The 20,474-nt window shown below is 60.9% G+C and carries 9 protein-coding genes and 1 pseudogene; 4 read left to right on the forward strand and 6 right to left on the reverse strand.

Annotated features, from left to right (window positions below; genetic code table 11):
* Positions 1-7 precede the first annotated feature (7 nt).
* Positions 8-436, forward strand: coding sequence for a thioesterase family protein (locus tag HB376_RS32055; RefSeq protein WP_346730618.1), 429 nt, complete (start codon positions 8-10; stop codon positions 434-436).
* A 161-nt stretch (positions 437-597) separates the two neighbouring features.
* Positions 598-1,725 (forward strand): porin, encoded by a 1,128-nt coding sequence (locus tag HB376_RS32060; protein ID WP_213767685.1) that lies wholly within the window; start codon positions 598-600, stop codon positions 1,723-1,725.
* A 917-nt stretch (positions 1,726-2,642) separates the two neighbouring features.
* Here HB376_RS32060 and ltrA (HB376_RS32065) read toward each other — a convergent pair.
* Positions 2,643-3,896 carry a group II intron reverse transcriptase/maturase gene (gene ltrA, locus HB376_RS32065; RefSeq protein WP_218627442.1) on the reverse strand — a complete coding sequence of 418 codons (1,254 nt, stop codon included), beginning with the start codon at positions 3,894-3,896 and terminating at the stop codon, positions 2,643-2,645.
* Positions 3,897-4,472: 576 nt separating this feature from the next.
* Positions 4,473-5,276 carry a group II intron maturase-specific domain-containing protein gene (locus HB376_RS41830; RefSeq protein ID WP_346730619.1) on the reverse strand — a complete coding sequence of 268 codons (804 nt, stop codon included), beginning with the start codon at positions 5,274-5,276 and terminating at the stop codon, positions 4,473-4,475.
* Positions 5,277-5,573: 297 nt separating this feature from the next.
* On the opposite strand from HB376_RS41830, the gene HB376_RS32075 reads away from it, so the two are divergent.
* Both HB376_RS32075 and HB376_RS32080 read left to right on the forward strand, forming a co-directional pair.
* A complete protein-coding gene (locus HB376_RS32075) occupies positions 5,574-5,735 on the forward strand; it encodes a hypothetical protein (protein WP_213767686.1) in 162 nt (53 codons plus the stop codon).
* Positions 5,728-7,941, forward strand: a complete 2,214-nt coding sequence (locus HB376_RS32080) for a recombinase family protein (RefSeq protein WP_213767687.1) — start codon at positions 5,728-5,730, stop codon at positions 7,939-7,941. The genes HB376_RS32075 and HB376_RS32080 overlap by 8 nt, the downstream gene beginning before the upstream one ends.
* Before the next feature lie 14 nt (positions 7,942-7,955).
* Here the strand turns inward: HB376_RS32080 and HB376_RS32085 are convergent, their stop codons facing one another.
* The 4 genes and pseudogenes from HB376_RS32085 to HB376_RS32105 all read right to left on the reverse strand — a co-directional run bounded on the left by HB376_RS32085 (position 7,956) and on the right by HB376_RS32105 (position 19,978).
* On the reverse strand, positions 7,956-8,438 hold the full coding sequence (locus HB376_RS32085) for a reverse transcriptase domain-containing protein (RefSeq protein WP_255631672.1): 483 nt from the start codon (positions 8,436-8,438) through the stop codon (positions 7,956-7,958).
* Positions 8,439-8,667: 229 nt separating this feature from the next.
* On the reverse strand, positions 8,668-9,972 hold the full coding sequence (gene ltrA, locus HB376_RS32090) for a group II intron reverse transcriptase/maturase (protein WP_213767689.1): 1,305 nt from the start codon (positions 9,970-9,972) through the stop codon (positions 8,668-8,670).
* Positions 9,973-11,052: 1,080 nt separating this feature from the next.
* Positions 11,053-11,280, reverse strand: a pseudogene (locus HB376_RS32100) (ACT domain-containing protein); the annotation flags it as partial.
* 160 nt (positions 11,281-11,440) lie between these two features.
* Positions 11,441-19,978, reverse strand: coding sequence for a glucoamylase family protein (locus HB376_RS32105; protein ID WP_213767690.1), 8,538 nt, complete (start codon positions 19,976-19,978; stop codon positions 11,441-11,443).
* Between the last annotated feature and the right edge of the window lie 496 nt (positions 19,979-20,474).

The following is a 20,474-nucleotide window of genomic DNA, read 5'->3' on the forward strand; positions in this document are numbered from 1 at the left end:
ACAGCCCGTGTCAAAGGATGCATACCCGGTCCTGCGTGATATCGACACGCGGTGGATGGACAACGACGCGTATGGCCACGTGAACAACGTTGTCTATTACTCATATTTTGATACGGCAGTAAATGCGCATCTCCTCGAAAGCGGAGCACTCGGGCGGTACGATGCTCACAACGCGATCGGACTCGTTGTCGAGACGCAATGCTGTTACTTCGCGTCGGCCAGTTTCCCTGATCGTCTCACTGTAGGCCTGCGCGTCGCACGCATCGGCACTAGCAGCGTGCGCTATGAGCTCGCAATATTCCCGCGCAACGAACCGCTTGCAATTGCACAGGGGCATTTCGTTCACGTGTACGTCGATCGTGAAACGCAGCGCCCGGTAACTACACTACCGGGCGCTTTACGCGACGTCCTCGACGCCATGACTATGCCAGGGTGACCGCTGCTGGCGTGCACAAACTCAGCATCGCGCCCCGCCATATTAATTCGTAGTACGCCATATATCCAATTGGATAGGGCAATGACGACTGCCTCGCGCGCAAGGCATCGCTAGAGGTTGAAGTGGGAAATACAAAAACACAACCGACTGGAGACACATGCATGACCAAAACGACCATTCTTATCCCTGCGGCGCTGGTACTCGCATCGACCAGCGCTTTCGCGCAAAGCAACGTAACGCTCTACGGCATCCTGTCCGAAGGCATCGCGTGGGTCAATAATGATGGCGGACACAGCAATGTGAAGACCGTCACCGGGCCGAACCAAAATAATCGCGTCGGCCTGCGGATCAGCGAAGACCTCGGCGGTGGCAATCACGCCATCGCGACCCTGGAAAACGGGTTTGACATTACGAGCGGGAAGCTACAGCAAGGCGGTCGAATGTTCGGTCGACAGGCTTACGTCGGTCTGTCGAACGATACCTACGGGACGCTCACACTGGGCCGTCAGTACGACATGTTCTGGGATTACTTCACTCCGATCTCATCTGCCGCGGCTACGAGCGGACTCGCTGATCATCCGGGGGACTCCGACAACCTGATCGGCAGTTGGCGATACAGCAACGCAGTCAAATATACATCGCCAACCGTCGCCGGAGTGAATGCCGAGGCCATGTACGCCTTCAGCAATTCCGCTGGTGAATTCTCCGAAAACCGTGCATTCGGCGGCGGTATAGGCTACGACCAGGGCCCGTTGAAGATCGCCGCCGCCTATGTGGAAATGGATCAACCCGGCACCCTCAACCCGTCCGGAGCAGTCAGCGATGACTTCCAGGGCGCATCGTTTCTGACGTTTCGCACCAGCCCACTGAACAGCAATATCGGCACGGCCAAGCAACGCAACGTTGGAGTCGGGGGGCGTTACGACTTCGGTCACGGCATGCGCGTAAACGCGCTCGTCGACACCATTCGGTATACGTACCGGGACGGCACGAGCTTCCGTCTCGATAATTACGATGTATCGATTGACTACAATCTGACGCCGAGCTTGGTGCTTGGCGCAGCGTACGTATATTCGGCGGGCAAGTACGGAGGTGTTAGCGCAAATCCCCACTGGCACACCGCTGCCTTGAGCCTCGACTACTTCCTGTCGAAGCGTACCGACGTGTTCATCTTCGATGATTTCCAGCGTGTGTCGGGGCCGTATGCGGTGGCGGCACTTTATCTCGATGCGCCTTCGTCGACCCGGTCCCAAAACATGGTCGTGGTAGGAATGCGCCACAAATTCTAAGGTACCGACTGAACCGTGACCTGATACCCGAGTATCCGACATCTCGTTTGAGATACACAAAACGGGCATTCCCAGATGCAGATCGCGCGCCCGCGGATGCTTGCCTACGAGCTAGTCGAATCTCCTATTGGGCAGGTGATGTGGACCTGTGACGAGTTCCACCGATGGACTTATAACCAGAGAACCCCGGAGGGTCGCGCAGGCATCGAATCGAAGCTCGATGCATTCGTCCTTCTGGTTCACGACGGGCTCTGTCCTGATCTCCCTGGCGTCCCGTGCGGCAAACTTCTCCACGTTTAATGGAATGAGGATTGAAGTTTCTCTTGCCTCGACCATTTGTAAGCACAAGATCTTCAAGTATCCATGGTGGATTCTGAGCATTGATGTCGTTTCTGTCGACAATCATCCGGCTGGTAAATGTTCACCGGCTAAATATTGATAGCAATCTGGCCTCAACCACACTGCGGATGCAGAATCCCGATGGTGCCCCTGCTCTCGCGGAAGTAACTTGAATACCCTCCTAAAAGTGACCACCGCGTTATCTCCATGGAGTCGATGCCGCCGCCTGTCGACAGTCCAACTTCGTGGTTTCTTCGCTGGTCGTGGCGAATTACTGAATTACCGGGCTCGACTCTGAACGTTTTCGGAATACTTTTTTCGGGTCATGAAGTTAATTAACTCACGGTGACTTGTATAGTCGTTGCTTGGTCTTGTAGGGTCGAGAACTGGCGCGCGCACGTTAGGCTCCGGTGGCAGTTCCACTGCTTTCGCAGTGGGCCTCAGTCCGGCTGCCATGGCCACGTTTCCAGCTCCCGCCTCATCGAACGCAGCGGGCCGTTTGTCGAGTAGCCCGAGGGGATCGCACCCTCAGGCCCTCACGCAACCGAACGTGAGCTTCTCAGCTCATTCGGCTCCTGTTATCCAGGCCGATCACCTCCGATCCGCCAGTGGAAGAACATCCCGGGAACGACACTCTTCATCTTGCTGAGCCATTCCACACTGCACCGCTTGCGCCGCGACAGTGTTTTGTACTTGCGTCTGGCCCATTGCTCAAGCTTCCGGTCAACATAACGGAAGATTTTGCGCATTGCGATCTGATAGAACGCTCCGTAGTAGTTCCACCATCCTTGTATCGTCAGGTTGCATTGCTGTGCGAGATCGTCCAGCGTCGCTGAGGTCTGGCGATGTATCCGCCATCTACGTGCCGTCTGTCTCATCCGCTTGAGCGCGCTATTGCTTACCGCCGGCAGGAAGTTGGTAAATCGCCGGTTGTATTTGCTCATTGCGTCCCGGGGCCTGAACGTAAAGCCCAGAAACGTGAACTGCATGTTCGGATAAGTGCCGGTGCGGTTGCTGTCCTTGCAGTACACGATCTTCGACTTCTCCGGATGCATCGTCAGTCCACAATCGTCCAGTCGTGATGCGATGGCCTTCATCACCGCTTCGGCCTGCGCCTGAGTACGGCAATGAACCACCGCATCATCGGCATAACGTGCGAAGGGACATTGTGGATACGTCCGCTTCATCCAGCTGTCGAACGTATAATGCATGAACAGATTCATCAGGATCGGACTGACTACCCCGCCTTGTGGAACGCCTCGCGTGCGGGGCACACTTGCCCCGTCCGCAGTCTCGAACGGCGCAACCAGCCACCGCTCGATATACAGCAGGATCCAGTCTTCCCTGATGTGGTTTCGCACCGCCTTCATCAACAGCGCATGGTCAATCTGGTCAAACGCCGCCCTGATATCAAACTCAACAACCCAGTCGTACTTCCAGCAACGCTTGCGCGTCACCGCAATCGCCTGTTTCGCCGATTTACCGGGCCGATATCCGTATGAATCTTCGTGGAACATCGGATCAAGTATCGGTTCGATCATGAGCTTGGCTACAGTTTGAGCAGTCCGATCCGACACGGTGGGCACTCCCAGTTTTCTGGTACCGCCCGTGGCCTTCGGTATCTCTACTTGTTTAACCGGTGGCGGGAAGTACGACCCCGATGACATCCGGTTCCAAAGCTTGTACAGATTTCCCGACAGGTTCTGCTCGAACATGGCGATTGTTTCATCGTCCACGCCCGCAGCACCACGGTTGGCCCTCACCAACTGATAAGCTTCCCATACCGTGCGCTTCGCAATGCGGTACGGCTTTGCTGATGTCACGTCACTCATCCCCGTTACCCAGGTTGATGACATTCGTCAGCGGGATAACGCTGCCCCTTCGCTCCACCTTCATTACAAAGGCTTCAACGCTAGTACGAGCAGCTCCGCCCCTCACTTCAGCATCGGTATTCATCCTCATGGTGTCTGCCATTTGTCTTTTCCCTTCGCATCCGAAGCAAGGTTCTCACGTTCCATACCAAAGCCTGTATTGAGATCATGCCGCCTATACACCGACTGCCGTCTGGACCGTAAGCAGGTATCGTCCCGACTGATCCTGGAGCTACCGGACGGCCCCAGTTTTGACAGTGTCTTGAGCGTATTACGATGCGTCATCGGACGGTTTACTTTCGTTCATCTTCTCAATACGTACCTGCCATTCTCAAGGAATGACTTTTTTCCACGGTCGCTCACCACCGTGCCTTTTGAACACAGCAGCACCGGGCGGTTTGAAGCCTACCCCTGCAGGTCGGCTTCGGGAGGCCTTCTCCCATCTTTGGTATAGCTCCACGAGCTCGCGCTCATGTTCGTGACACACTCCGGCACTACGCTCTCCTGTTTGCTTCATGTCAACGTTTACGGGACCTATCATGCTTTCGACGCTTTCGACGCTGTCTGGTAGCGAACCTTGTAGCCATTGAATAGCCTCAGTTCGCCATACAACCACCGCTTACTCCACATCTTCCAGCCGAAGCCATGTTGCTGCCGGGATCGCTGCATGTGGCGCCTGATCTTCTTTTCCACCCAGTCTTTCACGAAGCTGAAGCACTCACTGGAATTTCCAATAGCGAAGTAGTTCACCCAACCACGTAGTACCGGGTTGATCAGTTCGACAACCCGGCCCACCGGCTGTGACCTATATCGCCTGAATACATCCTTGAGCTTTCGCAGTAACGCCGTTCGCTTCTTCAGCTTTGGCGTGTACTGCGGTCGCCATACCTTGTTCCGGATGCTTCGGACGCGACGGAAGTCGAACCCCAGAAAGCCGAAGCCCTCTCCACACGCCAGATTCACGGTGCGGCTCTTCTCTTCATTGATTTCGACCTGCAGTTTGGCAAATTCTTCCCGAAGGCGTCGGGTTACGGCCCCGAGCAACCACGCATGACGCGGATAAGCATAGATAAGCACGACAAGATCGTCAGCAAAACGGGCATACTCAACGTAGGTGTACTTCCCATTGCGCGTTGTTTCTTTCGCGCGCTCCAGCATTTGATCCACCTCTGTGAGGTAGATATTGCTGAGTAGCGGTGAAATCACCCCGCCCTGCGGAACGCCTTGTTTGCCCGATGCTGTCAGCATCAGCTTTAGCAGATGCATGACATCCCGATCATTGATCCGCCTCGCCACCTTGTCGAGCAGCAGGTGATGCCGCACGGTGTCAAAGGAAACCACGACAGACTACCCCATCCCAAGACGTTCCTGAATCGGTCGTCATCACACGAGCAGGCCATCCATTCGAAGGCCTGCGCCTGCAGGTCATCAGCCGGCGGCAACGCGCTGGTCGACCACATCTCCTGCTGCTTCTTCCAGACCAGTCACGCGGACTGATTCCTGTCGACTGGACCGATTCCATTACCGATGTCGTGGGGACCGCCCCGGCATCCGACGTGCTGGGTTCACTCGCCGACCTGCTCCACGCTCGCGTCATCATTGACGCTTTATTGCGCCAAACGGAACAGGAGAGCAACGATGCAACTGAACCTGGCCTTCGAGGATCTGCCGCACGACGACAGTCTATGGGAGCAACTCGACGAAGCGACACGCGAAACGATGATCGATCGGCTCGCGCAGGCGATCGCAAAGGTCGAAATCGTAAGTCGTCCAAACGAACTGGAGTACAACGATGAGTGATGCATCCCACAAGATAGCCGTGAGCCATCTGCAGCGTACCGCGGTCGTTTACATCCGCCAGTCCAGCGCCAGTCAGGTTGAGCACAACCGCGAATCGACACAGCGCCAGTACGCGCTTGCTCAACGTGCGCTCAGCCTCGGCTGGCACGAACAGCAGGTCAGTGTGGTCGACGAGGATCTGGGCCTCTCGGGCGCCAGTGTCGCGAATCGTGGCGGCTTTGCGCGCATGACCGCCGAGGTAGCACTGGGGCACGTTGGAATCATTCTCGGACTCGAAGTCTCGCGTCTGGCGCGCAACAACTGCGACTGGTACCGTCTGCTCGATCTGTGCAGCATGACCGATACGCTCATCGGCGATGCCGATGGCGTATATAACCCGGCGTTTTTTAACGATCGGCTATTGCTCGGCTTGAAGGGCACCATGAGTGAAGCCGAACTGCACATCCTGCGCGCCCGTCTGGATGGCGGCATTCGCAACAAGGCAGCCCGCGGTGAACTGCGCCGCGGGCTGCCAACCGGGCTGGTATGGGGCGAGGCCGACGGCGAGGTGAGACTGCATCCCGACGAAGCTGTGGTCGGTGCAATACGCGCCGTATTCGCCCGTTTCAGTGAATTCGGCTCAGCCCGCCGCGTCTGGCTGTGGTTTCGCTCGGAGAACCTCTCGTTCCCCCTGCAGATGCATCACAGCGACCAGATCCGCTGGATCGCGCCGACGTATCATGCGATCCATAGCGTGCTCGCCAATCCGGTTTATGCTGGTGCCTATTGCTACGGCAGGAGCCGGCAGGAGCGATACATCGACCCGCAGGGGAGACTGAAGACGCGCGTGCGTCGGCTGCCGCAGTCGCAGTGGGCCGTGCTCATCAAGGACCATCATGAAGGCTATATCGACTGGGCAACTTATGAAGCCAATCAGGTTCGCCTGGGTGGCAATATCAAACCCACGCCGCATCACGCCGGAGGGGCCGTGAGAGAGGGCACAGCCTTGCTTCAGGGTCTGGCGATCTGCGGTCACTGTGGCCGGCGACTCAGAACCCACTACCGCGGCATGAACGAGACGCCGGAATACCATTGTGCAAATAAAGGTGTTGTGAATGGCCGTGGCGTCTATTGCCTGAATGTCGGTGGCCTGCAGATCGACAAAGCTGCCGCTGAATCCTTCCTGCGTGCCGTCGAGCCTGCCGGTCTGCAAGCTGCTGTGCGGGCCGCAGAGCTTCTCGAAGCCGATCATGACGCCGCGCTTGTGCAGTGGCGACTGGCTGTGGAACGCGCGCGCTATGAAGCGCAGCGGGCCGAGCGCCGATACCATGCCGTCGACCCCGAGAATCGCCTGGTGGCACGCGGGCTCGAAGCCCAATGGGAGAAACGTCTGCACGACCTCGAGCAGGCACAACATGAGTTGGAGCGGCGCGAGCAGCTCCGCCCTCGAACGTTGAGCGTTCAGGAACGCCAAAGCCTCCTGGCACTCGGCAAAGATATTCAGCTACTGTGGTATGCGCCGAACCTCGCCGTGCGTGACAGAAAGCAGTTGCTGCGCGCCCTGCTTGAGGAAGTGACGGTTACCGTTCATCGCGAACAATACCAGGCGCATCTTAAACTGCGCTGGCGAGGCGGCAAGCTCACCGAATGCGATGTGGAGCTCCCCCGCTCGCGGCCCGCCACCATCCGCACCGACGAAGAGACCCTTGCGCTGGTCCGTCGGCTCGCGCAGCACTATCCCGACGCCACCATTGCGGGCATCCTCAATGCGCAGGGTCGGCTGAGTGCACAGGGGATGCGCTTCAACCAGAATCTCGTGGGTAACCTGCGCCGTCACTGGAAGATCCCCTGTTTCGAACCACCCGCCGAGCGGCCCGATGGAGAACTGCTCAGCGTCCGCCAGGCCGCCCGCGTGCTGGGCACGGCATCGTCGACACTCCATCGCTGGGTCAATGACGGCTTCATCGCCGGCGAGCATCCCACGCCCGGTGCGCCCTGGCGCATTCGGATAACAGAAGCATTGCGTCGTATCTTTGTTGATAGCACTCCTGATGGATACGTCGCTATGCAGGTCGCAACGCAGCGACTCGGTGTTTCCCGTCAAACTGTGTTGCAGCGTGTAAAGCGCGGCGAACTCGACGCGGTGCTGGTCCGCCGCGGTCGATGCAAAGGCTTGCGCATCAAGGTCGTTAGCGAACAGCCGGACTTCTTCGAACGCACTTCATGAACCAGAGGGCATTGCTATGAGAGATCGAAGAATTGTTCGAGGTCCAGGTCTACAACCCAGCGATGTCCCGCCTGAATGTAGCCTTGCGCGCGCTCCACTGCCTGATGTGCCGAGCGTCCCGGACGGAAACCGTAACTGGCATCCGAGAACGTCGGGTCCCACTGCCTTTGCAACACCTGCAAGACCGCCTGCTGGACGAATCGATCAAGCGCAGAAGGAATGCCGAGCTTGCGCACGCCACCGCCATCAGGCTTGGGTATCTCGACCCGTCTCACCGGTTGGGGCTTGTACGTGCTGTTGAGCAGCGTGTCCCTTATCGACGGCCAATGCTCACGCAGGTACGCCGGTAGTGCCTGAACCGTCATGCCGTCCACGCCCGGCGCGCCCTTGTTCGCCTTCACACGTTTCAACGCCTGTCGCAGGTTTCCCCGCTCGCAGACTTCCTCCATCAGTCGGTCACAAGCCGACGGGCTTTCAGGTTCGGGGTTCGCCGCCATAGGTTCAGCCCCTCGGGCGGCAGTCCTCCGGGCTTCACCCAGACTTCCGTCGCCAAGGACGCGTTGCGTTTTCTGCTGCGCTCCCATGTCGAGTTCTCCGGCTTACTCGCCGCTCCTCTCCGTTTGGGCCTTCCAACGTTGCCGCTGTGTTGGGTCGGAGGAGGCGCGCTGACGCGCTGGCCTCCGTCCGCCGCTCAAACTGCACGTGCCGTTTTCCGGCATGCAGCTTTCACGAAGATGCAGCATGCTGAGACGCAATAGAAGGTATCAGTTGCACAAGATTGACCAACCCGAACTCGCCATACAGCCGCGCCTCGGGCAAGACCTTCCAGCCCATGTTGCGCCAGCGCTTGAATCGATGCGACCAGATTCGCCGCACGATCCATCGGTTGAGCCGGTTGAAGATTCGCCGGACGTGGGAGCGCTTGTAGTAGTGCCCCCAGCCCCGCAGGATGGGATTGAGCCGTCCAATCAGCTCCCGCGTTCGAAGCGGCACGCATCGCTTTGTAAGACGACGCACCTGATCCATGAAGCGCTGGACCGACTTCTCCCGGGGGTACGCGTACAGCGCACCCGACCGGGCGCCACTGCGGATTTTGGCTGCGGGCAGCGATAACTGCCGCCCACGCTTGATCTTGTAGCCGAGAAACTCGAATCCAAACCGGACATGCACGATCCGCGTCTTCTGCGGATGGAGTTGCACACCCAGTGCGCTCAGAATCTTCGTCGCCGCCGCGATGGCAGCGCGCGCTTCTGCCTGGGATGAACAGGTGATCACCCAGTCATCCGCGTAACGGGTAAGCTGGTAGCCCTTGCGCCGCATCTCCCGATCAAACGGCGTCAGGAGGATATTGCTGAGCAGCGGTGAAGCGACCCCACCTTGCGGCGTTCCGCGCTCGCTCGGAAAGAGACGACCCTTGCCGAAACTGCCGGCTTTGAGCATCGCCTTGATCAGGCCTAATACCCGACCGTCAGCGATGCGCTGGGCAATGAGCGACAGAAGTTTGTCATGGTCAACTGATCCAAAGAAGTCCTTCAGATCAGCATCAACAATCCATTCCCTGCCGCCCTCGATCTCCTTCCAGATCTTGCGCAAAGCGTCGTGTGTCGATCGCCCTCGCCGATACCCAAAGTTGGCTTCATCGAATATCGGTTCGAAGATCGGCTCCAGCCGGTTGAGAAGCGCCTGCTGACATACGCGATCATAAATCGACGGTATGCCGAGCTTGCGGAACTCCCCCGGTTTGCCGACTTTCGGGATCGAGACCTGCCGAACCGGTTGCGGCTGATAGGTCCGCGCACGCAGTTCTGCCTGCAGACGGTCCAGATGCTGGTCCGCCTGTTCGGCAAAGTCTGCCACGCTGATTCCATCGACACCGCCACTGCCCCGGTTGGCCCGGACTCGCTCCCAGGCGACTTCCAGATTCTTCCGTTGATAAACCTTGTCAATTAATGAGTGGACCTTCCTTGCTTCCATCGGGTTGATCCAGTCAGACAGTCTCCTCGGGCGCGGATGTACGGGTATTTCGCTCATGGAACTGATCCTCCTCCGTGTCCTTACTCACTGTCGTCCGGGTTCTTCCCAATCATCTTCGCCGGCTGCCTTCCCCGACCCACTTCTGTCGCCGATCGCTCGGTCACGTGGTTTTGGCCACGCCTCAGGTACTACTCAGCCGTCCGACTACTGGCACAGCACCGCTCGCCACTTCGCTCCTCGCTTATAGGCTCACTTCCCGCGGTGCCACCCGCGGACTGTGCCAGTTCTCCTGGGGTCACACGCTGTTCTTCCGTACCGTGCCGTCCGCAAACACCTTGGTGCGGTGGGTGAATGAGAACGCCTTCGCCCCCATAGTGCGGGCTCGACCTTGCCCCACCTTTGGCCGACCGGTTCGTCATCGGGGCAGCCCCCATCGACTACGGCCCGGTACTTCTCCTCATGCCCTTCGGATTCCGCCTCACGGCGGACACCCTGCCCTCCGGAGTACTGCGAGATGATGGCTTCAGGTCCGTCTTGTCCGTTTCCGGCTTTCGCCTTCGTGCCCAGTTAGACTTCTCCATACCTTCCCACCTCCCTCCGGCCAGCGAGGCATTACCCCCGCTTTCGGATATGGCGCCCCTCATCCGGGCGCCAGAGGGACTTCAACCCTCCGGAACAACGCGCTGCCCAGCGCACACTATGGCCTCTGCTGACTTCTCGCTCCGACTCGACGCCGTCGCCCTTTCAGGCATGAGGCGAGATCTCCCCAGGTAAGAACGCAATCCTTCACCGCACAACCGCCGGATTTACAGCACCTGATCCTTGACCACGAGAGCTTCGCAGTTCTTTGCCTGCTCGCCCTGATCGGCACTGCCTTCTATCCGGTTCTTGTCCATCGGCTCGCGGTTTCGCTCCACGCTTCCTCCCCACGTTCGGTCACCCTCACGCAGTTGCGCTTCGCTTCGTTCGCTGTGGTCAACTCACGGGAGGACTTACACCTCCAAGATTGCGCCCATGCTGGGCGCACAAAGCAAAAACCCCGTAGAACGTTGATTCTACGGGGTTTCTAACCTTCAAATGGCGGAGACAGCGTCCGCTTCCACACCGAATAACTCGGGGTGAGTGAAAGTCGAGGAGTCAGAGCGTCGCGTCGCGCACAGCCTGCGCCTGAAGTCCGGCAAGCCGGGTAAGCGCATCGGCCGCGCGCTCGATCTGCACAAAGATGTGATCGTGAAACGCAGCAGCCACGACGCTGCAGCTAATGCTCGCCTTTGTCAGCGCTTCCGCCACCGCCGCGGTCAGACCGACTGCCTCGAGATCGGAATGGATGGTCAGGGTGATCCGGGCCGCCCGAAAAAACACGGGCGACTGGGCCCTCAGTCTCGCTATTTCCTTTACCGTACGAAGATCCATCGTTTTCCTCTGTTAGTGCCGCACATGGCGAACGTTCCGCCCCAACTCTTCCTCGGCACGGGTAGAAACCGAACCTGCCATGCACCAACCAGGTCCATACGGAGCGCATCATTCATACACCGGTCAATGAAACCACGGTCGCATCGCTCGGCAACCATATATGGACGGTATGCTCGCGTCCATCGTCGACCAGCAGAACCTCGCCGCTCGGATGTGGCACGCCGTCAAGAACCATGATTTGCGATGAATTGTCGGTCGAGCGCGTGATACCCAAGCGATAGACGGCGCTGCCATGGCAATAGCGCAATTCGAAGGAGTCCCAGTCGGCCGGCAGCAGCGGTACGACCGTCAAGCGATCGCCCTCGACCTGCAGGCCAAGTAGCGACTCCACGAGCAGCCTGTACATCCAGCCCGCTGACCCCGTGTACCAACTCCATCCTCCCCTGCCCGCATGCGGGCTGACGCCATAAACGTCGGCGGTCATGACATAGGGTTCGACTTTGTATCGCTCGATCGATGCCGCGCTGTTCCCATGGTTCACCGGATTGATCATTCGCAGCAGTTCCCAGGCGCGCTCGCCATCGCCTAAGGCCGCGAAGGCCATCGTCGCCCAGATGGCCGCATGCGTGTACTGGCCACCGTTTTCCCGTACACCCGGCACATAGCCCTTGATATAGCCGGGATCGAGCGCGGATTTATCGAAGGGCGGATCGAGCAGTTGAATCAGTCCGGCATCGCGCTTCACGAGGTATCGATCGAGCGATGCCATGGCTTCGCGCTGCCGCTCATCGGAACCGGCGCCCGACAACACCGACCAGCTTTGCGCGATGGAGTCGATCCGGCACTCATCGTTGCCGGCCGATCCCAGTGGCGTGCCGTCGTCGAAATAGGCGCGCCGGTACCATTCGCCATCCCAGCCATGCGCTTCGAGATTGCCTTGCAGCTCGATGGCCCAGCTCCCGCAGTGGCGGGCGAAGGCTACGTCATCATGCGCGCGGGCCGTTTCGGCGAATTTGAGCAGGACGTCGTATAAAAAGAAACCGAGCCACACGCTTTCTCCCCGACCCTGTTCCCCGACGCGGTTCATGCCGTCGTTCCAGTCGCCGCAACCGATCAGCGGCAGGCCGTGGGCTCCGCGTGTCAATCCATGTTCAATGGCCCGCTTGCAATGCTCGTAGAGAGTCTCGACCAGCGCAGAGCGGACCGGCAGGTCATAGTAGGAGTCCTCGCCCTGATTGACCGGCCGGCCCTCGATATATCCGATGCGCTCATCCAGCACGCCCAGGTCACCAGTGATCCGTACGTAGCGGCTGGTCGCCACCGCGAGCCACAGGTAGTCGTCCGAGCATTCGGTGCGCACGCCCCGGCCAAGCGGCGGATGCCACCAGTGCAGCACATCGCCCTCGGGGAATTGATGCGCGGCGCACAGCAGCAGATGTTCGCGCGCCAGATGCGGGGTGGCGTGGATCATTGACATGCAATCCTGCAACTGGTCGCGAAATCCGATTGCGCCGCCTGACTGGTAATAGCCGCTGCGCGCCCAGAAGCGGCACGCGATGACCTGGTACATCAGCCATCCGTTCACGAGCACATCGACGGCCGGCTCCGGTGTATTCACCTGCACGCGCCCGAGGGTGCCACGCCAGTACTCGCGAACGGCGTCGAGCGCTTCGGCGGCCGCGCCCGCACCGCGAAACTGCCTACTGAGGCTCGTCGTGGCTTCGGAATCGCGCGCCGCACCGAGCCGGAATACGATCTCGCGAGTGTCTCCATCGGGCAGGTCGAAGTCCGCCTTGAGCGCCGCGCACGGATCAAGCCCCGCCCCGACACGTCCCGACAGCCGCGCCTGCCGCATGGCGGCCGGCACCCGCAGGCTGCCGTTGCGGCCGAGGAATTCACCGCGATCGCCGGTGAAGCTCGTGACTGTTTCTTCGACGCCGACATCGACATCGAGGAACGCCACGCGGCCGGCGAACTCCATCGAATAGTCGTTGCGGGCGAATAGTGCTCCGATGTGCGGGTCGGCCTCGGTGACCACGTGCATCGCCGACTTCTCGCGTAGATCTCCGAGGGCCCATTCCACGTAACTCGTTGCGGAAAGCTTGCGCGGCCGGCCCGATTCGTTGCGGATCTTCAGCACTGAGAACTTGATCGGCGCATGCAGCGCGACGTATACCCAGAGTTCAGAGCAAATGCCGTCTTCGCGATGCTCGAATACGCTGTAGCCGAAGCCGTGGCGAGCGACGTAGGGCGTCTTGCTGCGAAGCGGCAACGGCGTGGGCGACCAGTAATGGCCAGTCTCCTCGTCACGCAGGTAGAGGGCTTCGCCGCTCGTGTCGCCGACCGGATCGTTGGCCCATGGCGTCAGGCGGAATTCGTGCGCGTTCTCGCTCCACGTGTAGGCGCCGCCGCTTTCGGAAACAACGGTGCCGAAGCCTGGATTGGCGAGCACGTTCACCCACGGCGCCGGGGTGGGCTCGTCAGGCCGCAGCGTCATCACGTACTCGGTTCCATCCGCGGTGAAACCGCCGTAGGGGTTGCGCAGGATCAGTTCGTTTCGTGGAGCCTGGCGCCCCTTTGAATCAACGGCAACCGGTACGCGAGTCGGCTCGAACAGGACTTGAGCAGGTTCAGGCCGCCGGCGCTGAACCTGCTCGGCGAGGCTGCCGCGCGTATCGACCACGATGATCCGCGCCACCGCCTGCATCAGTTCGCGGTCTTCGCGCGACAATTGCTGGGCCGGCCGCACGAAGATACCGCCCGGCCGTTCGATCAGGCTCGCTTCCATGCCGGATGCGATCAGGCCCATGATCAGGTCCTGCAGATGCTGCCGGTAGCCCGCATGGTCCTCGTTCCAGATCACCAGGTCGACGGCCAGTCCCTTCAGACGCCAGTAGGCGTGCGCCTGCACCATCTGACGCACGAGCTCGATGTTGGCCATGTCTGTGATCTGAAGCAGCACGATCGGCAAGTCACCCGAAATCGACTGGCCCCACAGGCCCGACTGATTGCGCCGGTTCGCGCTCAGCACGCTCGGCTCGGCCCGCAGCGACGCGTTCGCGTAGATGATCGCCGCCGCCATCTGTTCGTAGAGACGCGCGTCGGAAAGCGTCGCGTTCATCTGGCGCAGCGACACCTGGCTATGGGTCCACGCCAGGTCGAATACGCGGTCGGCGAGATTCCGGTCGCGGTACTTGTTGATCAACTGCAGGCAGCCTTCGCGGCTGTCGCTGATCCCCGTGACGAAGTCGATGGTGGCGCGCTGGCCAGGATCCAGCGTGATCCGGCAGCGAATCGAGACGATCGGATCGAGCACCGACCCGGCGCTGTTCGAGAGCCGCCCCTGGGTGGCGGAGCCGTCTTCCATCACGGCGGGATGCTCGACGCTGCGCCCTCGTCCGATGAAGCGCGCGCGATCGGTCTCGTAGGAGATGGCATCGATATCCACGCCATGCGCCGCCAGCAGATGGCACATCCATGGCACCGCTTCCTTGGCCGACCGGGCTCGCCGGGTGCAAAGGATGGCCTGCAGCGGCTCTACCAGTTCCGTCTGGACGAACAGGTTGCTGAAGGCGGGATGCATCGCGTCGGCAACAGCGGGTGCAAGCACGACCTCGGTGTAGCTGGTCAACTCGATGGTTCGGCGGATGCGCGCGCGGTTGGTGATATGAAGACGCCGCAACTCGATGTCATCCTCCGGCGACACGACGATCTCGGTGTGGGCGTCGAAGTCGCGTTCACGCACGCGGAACTCCGCCCGGGCGTCGGAAAAGATTGCTTCGTATAACTCGGCATGCTTCAAGGTTGGCTGGTGCCCGCTCGACCAAAACTCACCGCTCGCGACGTCGCGCAGGTAGCAGAACATTCCCCAGTTGTCGGAGGTGATGTCCTCGCGCCAGCGGTTGACTGAGAATTCACCGCAACGGCTGTAGCCGCCGCCCGCGCTGCTGACCATCACATGGTAATGACCGTTGGAGAGCAGTTGCACCGAAGGCCGCAGCCGGTCGGGATCGGTGAAAATGCGCAGCTTGGTTTCCGCGACGAGCGCAGCCGTGTCGACGTCGGGCAGGCCGGGCGTGGGCAGGTATTCGGTCGCTGTCTTCGGGATGCGTTCCTGCAGCAGCAGCGTGGTCGCCTTGAACTGCGGATCCGACTCGAAGCGGCGCTGCATCGGCTGCCCGAGCAGGACACTTGCGAGCGACAGGAGACTCATGCCCTGGTGATGCGCCATGAACGACCGGATCACGACCGAACTCTGGCCGCGCGGCACGCGTGCCTGGGTATGGTCGATCGCCTCGTACATGCCGTAGCGGCCTGCTGCGCCCGCCGCCGTCAGCCGCTGCAGGTTGCGGCACGCCGCTTCCGGTGCCACCATCAGGGCGAGCGCCGATGCATAGGGCGCGACCACGATGTCCTCGCCGAGTCCGCGCTTGAGCCCAAGCCCCGGCACACCGAAGGCCCGGTACTGGTAATTGAACTGCCCGTCGAGCACGTTGTAGCCCGACTCGGATATGCCCCACGGCAAGCCGAGCTGGTGGCCGTATTCAATCTGTCGCGCCACTGCCGCGCGGCAGGTCTGGTCGAGCAGCGTGCCTTCGTAGCTGGGCATGACGAGCATCGGCATCAGGTATTCGAACATCGATCCCGTCCACGACAGCAGGACCGGCACGCCGCCCGTGCTCGTCAGCAACCGCCCCAGCGTGAACCAGCTTTCCTGTGGCAACTGGCCCTGCGCGATCGCCACGAAGTTCGTGAGCCGCGCCTCGGAGGCCAGCAAGTCATAGAAGCCCGCGTCGGTGCGCCGCTCGTCGACGTTGTAGCCGATGGCGAGCAAATCGCGACGACGATCATAGAGAAATCCGAAATCCATCGTCGCGAGGTCGCCGGCAAGTTGCGCTAGCCGGGTGATCGTCGCGATGCGTTCCAGCGCGAGGCCGCGCACCTTGGCGACTCGTGCTTGCGCGGGCTCGGGCCACAGGCCGGCATCGAGTTGCGCGAGCTGGCGCCAGGTGGGTATGCCAGGGTCCGCACCGGTGGGTGGCGGCAGATCGAAACGGCTGAGCTCATCCACGATGTCGTGGCATTGGGCCATCAGTGCGCGTGACCAGAACGCGATGTCGCTATCCGCCGACCCATGGATGCGCTTCGCGAGCGGCGCAGCCGCGGCGAGCAGCCGAAGCATCGTTGCCAGCGCGCTGGAGCAGGTCTGGAGTGGCACGGCTGATTCGGTTTCCAGCGTCGTCTGCATCGGCTCGAAGTCGGCGCGATCGAACCCGGCGGCGAGCGCTGCATCGCGGAAAACGTCGAGCGTATCGGCGAGTCCCGGGAAGATGCGCGCATCGAACACCCGCTCGTCCGCCAGATCGATCAGGCCACGGCGCAGCGTCATCAGGTGGCCGGCCAGGTTGCCGCTATCGACCGTCGACACATACCGCGGCGACAGCGTCTGCAGCGTCTCTGTGTCGTACCAGTTGAAGAAATGATTGCGATGGCGCTCGAGCATGTCCATCGTCTCGAGGGTGGCACCCATGCGCGTGAGCATCCGTGCCGCGCTCAGATAACCGAAATCGAAGGCTGCCAGATGCGCGAGCAAGGCCATGCCCATGTTGGTCGGCGAGGTGCGATGCGCAATCGCCGCGACGACGGGGCCTTGCTGCTCCTGGATGTTGTCCGGCGGCAGCCAATGGTCATCGGGCCCGACGTATTGGTCGAAGAATGCCCATGTCCGGCGCGCTAGCGCATGCAGGAAGCGTGTTTCGTCGGCGGCGAGCGCCGCCGAAGTCCGCGCGGGCGGCTGGCTGATCCACCATGCGATCGCCGGCGACGCCATCCATAACGCGATGAACGCAGCGGCCGGAATGAGCGTCGCTGGAGTCGGGAGCAGGAACGCGGCCAATCCGAGTGCCAGCAGCGGGCCGATCCACATCAGCCGGTAAAGCGCGCCGATATCGTTCGTTGCGATGAGCTCCACCTCGCGCGATGGTTTCCACTGCAGCAGCCTGCGCCTGCTGATTCCCATGCGCCACAGCGTGCGCATGATCGCGTCCACGCTGTAGAGCGTTTCGTGCGGCAGCCACGCCAGCGCCAGCAATGCGCGGCTCAGATGGCGGCCCGACGACTGCAGGCTCAACGCGAAGTGGCGCCGCAGCGGCATGTCGTGCGGTTTCTGGAGCAGCTCGATCAGGGTCGCGAGCAGGGGAAGCGTGAAGGCCAGCGCGAGCACGGCCAGCGTCCAGGCGATCGGCGGCAACCCGCCGAACCAGCCGACAAGCAACATGGTGAGCCATGCCGCGGGTGCCAGGCTGCGGCGCAGGTTGTCGAACAATTTCCAGCGCGACAGCACAGAGAGCGGATTGCGCGCGATGCCGCCATGTTGCGTCGGCGCCCAGGGAAAGATCCACGGCAGCAACTGCCAGTCACCGCGAATCCAGCGATGCCGGCGATTCACGTCGGCGCTGTAGCGGGCCGGATATTCCTCGTAGAGATGGACGTCGGAGAGCAACCCCGCCCGGGCATAGCAGCCCTCGATCAGGTCATGGCTCAGGATGCTATTGTCCGCGAACCGGCCTTCCATCGACCGCTCAAAGGTATCGATTTCATAGATGCCCTTGCCGATAAAAGAGCCCTCGTGAAACAGGTCCTGATAGACATCGGAGACGGCGCGCGTGTAGGGATCGATGCCGGCATCGCCGCCAAGTAGCTGCGCATACGTCGAGCGCGCCGTGCTCGGAAGGCTGATGCCCACTCGTGGCTGCAGGATCGCGTGGCCCGAGGTGACACATTGCCTTTTGGAATCGTAGACGGCGGCATTCAGCGGATGCGCGATCGTACCGACGAATTGCCGGGCGGCGTCGCGCGGAAGCTGGGTATCGGTATCGAGCGTGATCACGTAGCGCACTCGCGGCAGCGCCACGATGTTGCCTACGACTAGCGCAAAGCGCTCACGTCCCGAACCGCGCAGCAGCGCGTCGAGCTCGGCGAGCTTGCCGCGCTTCCTCTCGTGTCCCATCCACAGCTTTTCAGCGGCATTCCAACGGCGTGGCCGGTGGAACAGGAAAAAGCGGTCGCCATGCGCGTCGGGGTATTTGCCGTTCAACGCCTCGATACTTTCACGCGCTCGCAGCGTCAGGGCCGCATCCTGTTCGAGCACTTCGGACGCCGCATCGAGAAAATCCGTCAGCAGCCCAAAATGAAGATGAGGATCGCGATTGGCGAGAAACCGCACTTCCAGCCCCTCCGCCAAGTCGTCGATGTCCTGCGTGCTGCCGATCAGCGACGGAATCACGACCATCGTGCGCGCCTGCGCCGGAATGCCTTCCGCATAATCCAGGCGCGGCAGCCAGTCTGGGCGCACCGTCAGCGTGACAAACCAGTTCACCAGGTCGATCGCGATGCGGCTCGTCATCAATAGCGCCGGCACCGCAAGCAACACAAGCTGCCAGTCATGCCAGTCATGGTGACGGGCAGTGTCGAGGAACGGCCAGGCGAACAGGACCGTCAGCAGCGCGGACAGGCCTAGGTAAGTTTCGAGCGGGGCGTGACGCAGCACGCGCCGGCAGTTTTCCATCGCCGTCACCCGCATCCTGACCCGCTGTTCGAGCTGAACCAATCCGCGGCGCATCAAGTAGAAGCCCACGTGACGCTCGACACCCGAGCCCGCCCGAGCCAGTTCGATCGCGCTGCGCGCCACTGCTTCCTCGGGCTCTGCACTATCACGGGCAAGGCGTTCGACCGTGTGACGATAGTGATCACGTGTGGCGAAATCCATCTCGCGATAGATACCGGCCGGGTCATCTCGCAGCACTTGTTCGACAATACTCATGCTTTCGACGAAGTCACGCCAGTCGGTAGCCGACAGAAGGCGCAGGCTGCCGATGCTGTTGCTGATCGAGACCTGGTCGGCGGCCTGCTGCTGCGCCTCTATCTGCACCATCCGATCGATGCCCAGCGCCGACTCCGACAACAACTGTTCAATCCAAGTCAACGGCAAGGCTAGCGCCGCGCTCTGGCCTTGCAGGCGGCGCGCCAGTTCGGCCACGAACGAGCTGGTCATCGGCGGATCTGAACGCGCCATGTCGGCGACCGCCAGCACCACGCTTTTCGGGTCGCGCCCCGCGGTCTCGGTCATCCGATCGGCCCAGTGCTCAGCCAGATTCCTGTCATCGAGATCAGTCATCACGCGGCTCGCCACGCGCCGCAGGTTTTCGATCAGCGCAAGGCGCAGCATGATCGGCACAGCCCACAATTCGCCCAGCGTGAGCGGGGTGACGCTCTGGTAAGCGGTGATGAAACGTCCCAGGTTGTCATTGTCCACGCGGCCGTCGCCGTGCGAGATTATTTCGAGGGCAATTCCGTAGACCCGAGGCAGCCCGCTGGACGACCCATTAGCCAGCCGTGGCAGTTCGCGGCTATAGCCTTTCGGAAGGTGGTTGCGCGCGATTCGGATCTGCTCCGCGATCAAATAGTAATTGTCGAGGAGCCATTCGGCAGCCGGCGTGATACGACGCTTCTCAAGCGACGACCTCGTGAGGATTTCATACGCACTCGCCAGCGTGGCTTCGTTGTTGGCTAGCCGGGGCAACAAAAGGTCCGCCGTTGAAAGCGTATTCAGCAGGTGCTGCCCGGCCAGCCTGATGCCGTGCTGCGCCATCTGGTCTTCGCTGAAGAGTTCGGCGCGCAGGGCCGGCTCGTGGGCAAATCGCCGCGATGGCGTTTTCGGTTGAGCGAGCGCTGAACAAAAAGATCGAAATCGAAGCGATATGGCGGTGCGGGAAAAGTCCATCGTGGCCTAAGGTTGCCGACCGGCGGACTGTCGGGTGCAGCGAGGGGTTAATTGCGGATGAGGACGCGAACTCGCAGCATCCCTGCGTCGAGGTAGGCTTCTCGCGCATAGTCGTTTCACGCGCCTCTTAAACCGCAGCGCTCGCGATCGGTCGCATTGACGGCTTATTCATCAGTATAGGCTGTATAGATTTCCCGACTAGATTCCGCGGCGGAACATGCCCGAGCGTTGAGCGGCGCCCATAGATAAACTGCCGACCCGCAGACGAGGAGCAGCGGCGATGGCCCGCGATTTCGCATACCCCCATCACGCCCGGCCCGTGCACGAGCGGGTTGACGTAAAGGCAAATAGCCCGACTCGCATG

The organism is Caballeronia sp. dw_19 (genome assembly GCF_018449515.1).
Classification (GTDB): Bacteria; Pseudomonadota; Gammaproteobacteria; order Burkholderiales; family Burkholderiaceae; genus Caballeronia.

Bases quoted from the DNA above. Each gene is read 5' to 3' on its own strand.
- HB376_RS32075 (WP_213767686.1), top strand. From the start codon at position 5,574: ATGCAACTGAACCTGGCCTTCGAGGATCTGCCGCACGACGACAGTCTA.
- ltrA (WP_218627442.1), bottom strand. From the start codon at position 3,896: ATGAGTGACGTGACATCAGCAAAGCCGTACCGCATTGCGAAGCGCACG.
- HB376_RS32105 (WP_213767690.1), bottom strand. From the start codon at position 19,978: ATGGCGCAGCACGGCATCAGGCTGGCCGGGCAGCACCTGCTGAATACG.
- HB376_RS32080 (WP_213767687.1), top strand. From the start codon at position 5,728: ATGAGTGATGCATCCCACAAGATAGCCGTGAGCCATCTGCAGCGTACC.
- ltrA (WP_213767689.1), bottom strand. From the start codon at position 9,972: ATGAGCGAAATACCCGTACATCCGCGCCCGAGGAGACTGTCTGACTGG.
- HB376_RS32060 (WP_213767685.1), top strand. From the start codon at position 598: ATGACCAAAACGACCATTCTTATCCCTGCGGCGCTGGTACTCGCATCG.
- HB376_RS32085 (WP_255631672.1), bottom strand. From the start codon at position 8,438: ATGGCGGCGAACCCCGAACCTGAAAGCCCGTCGGCTTGTGACCGACTG.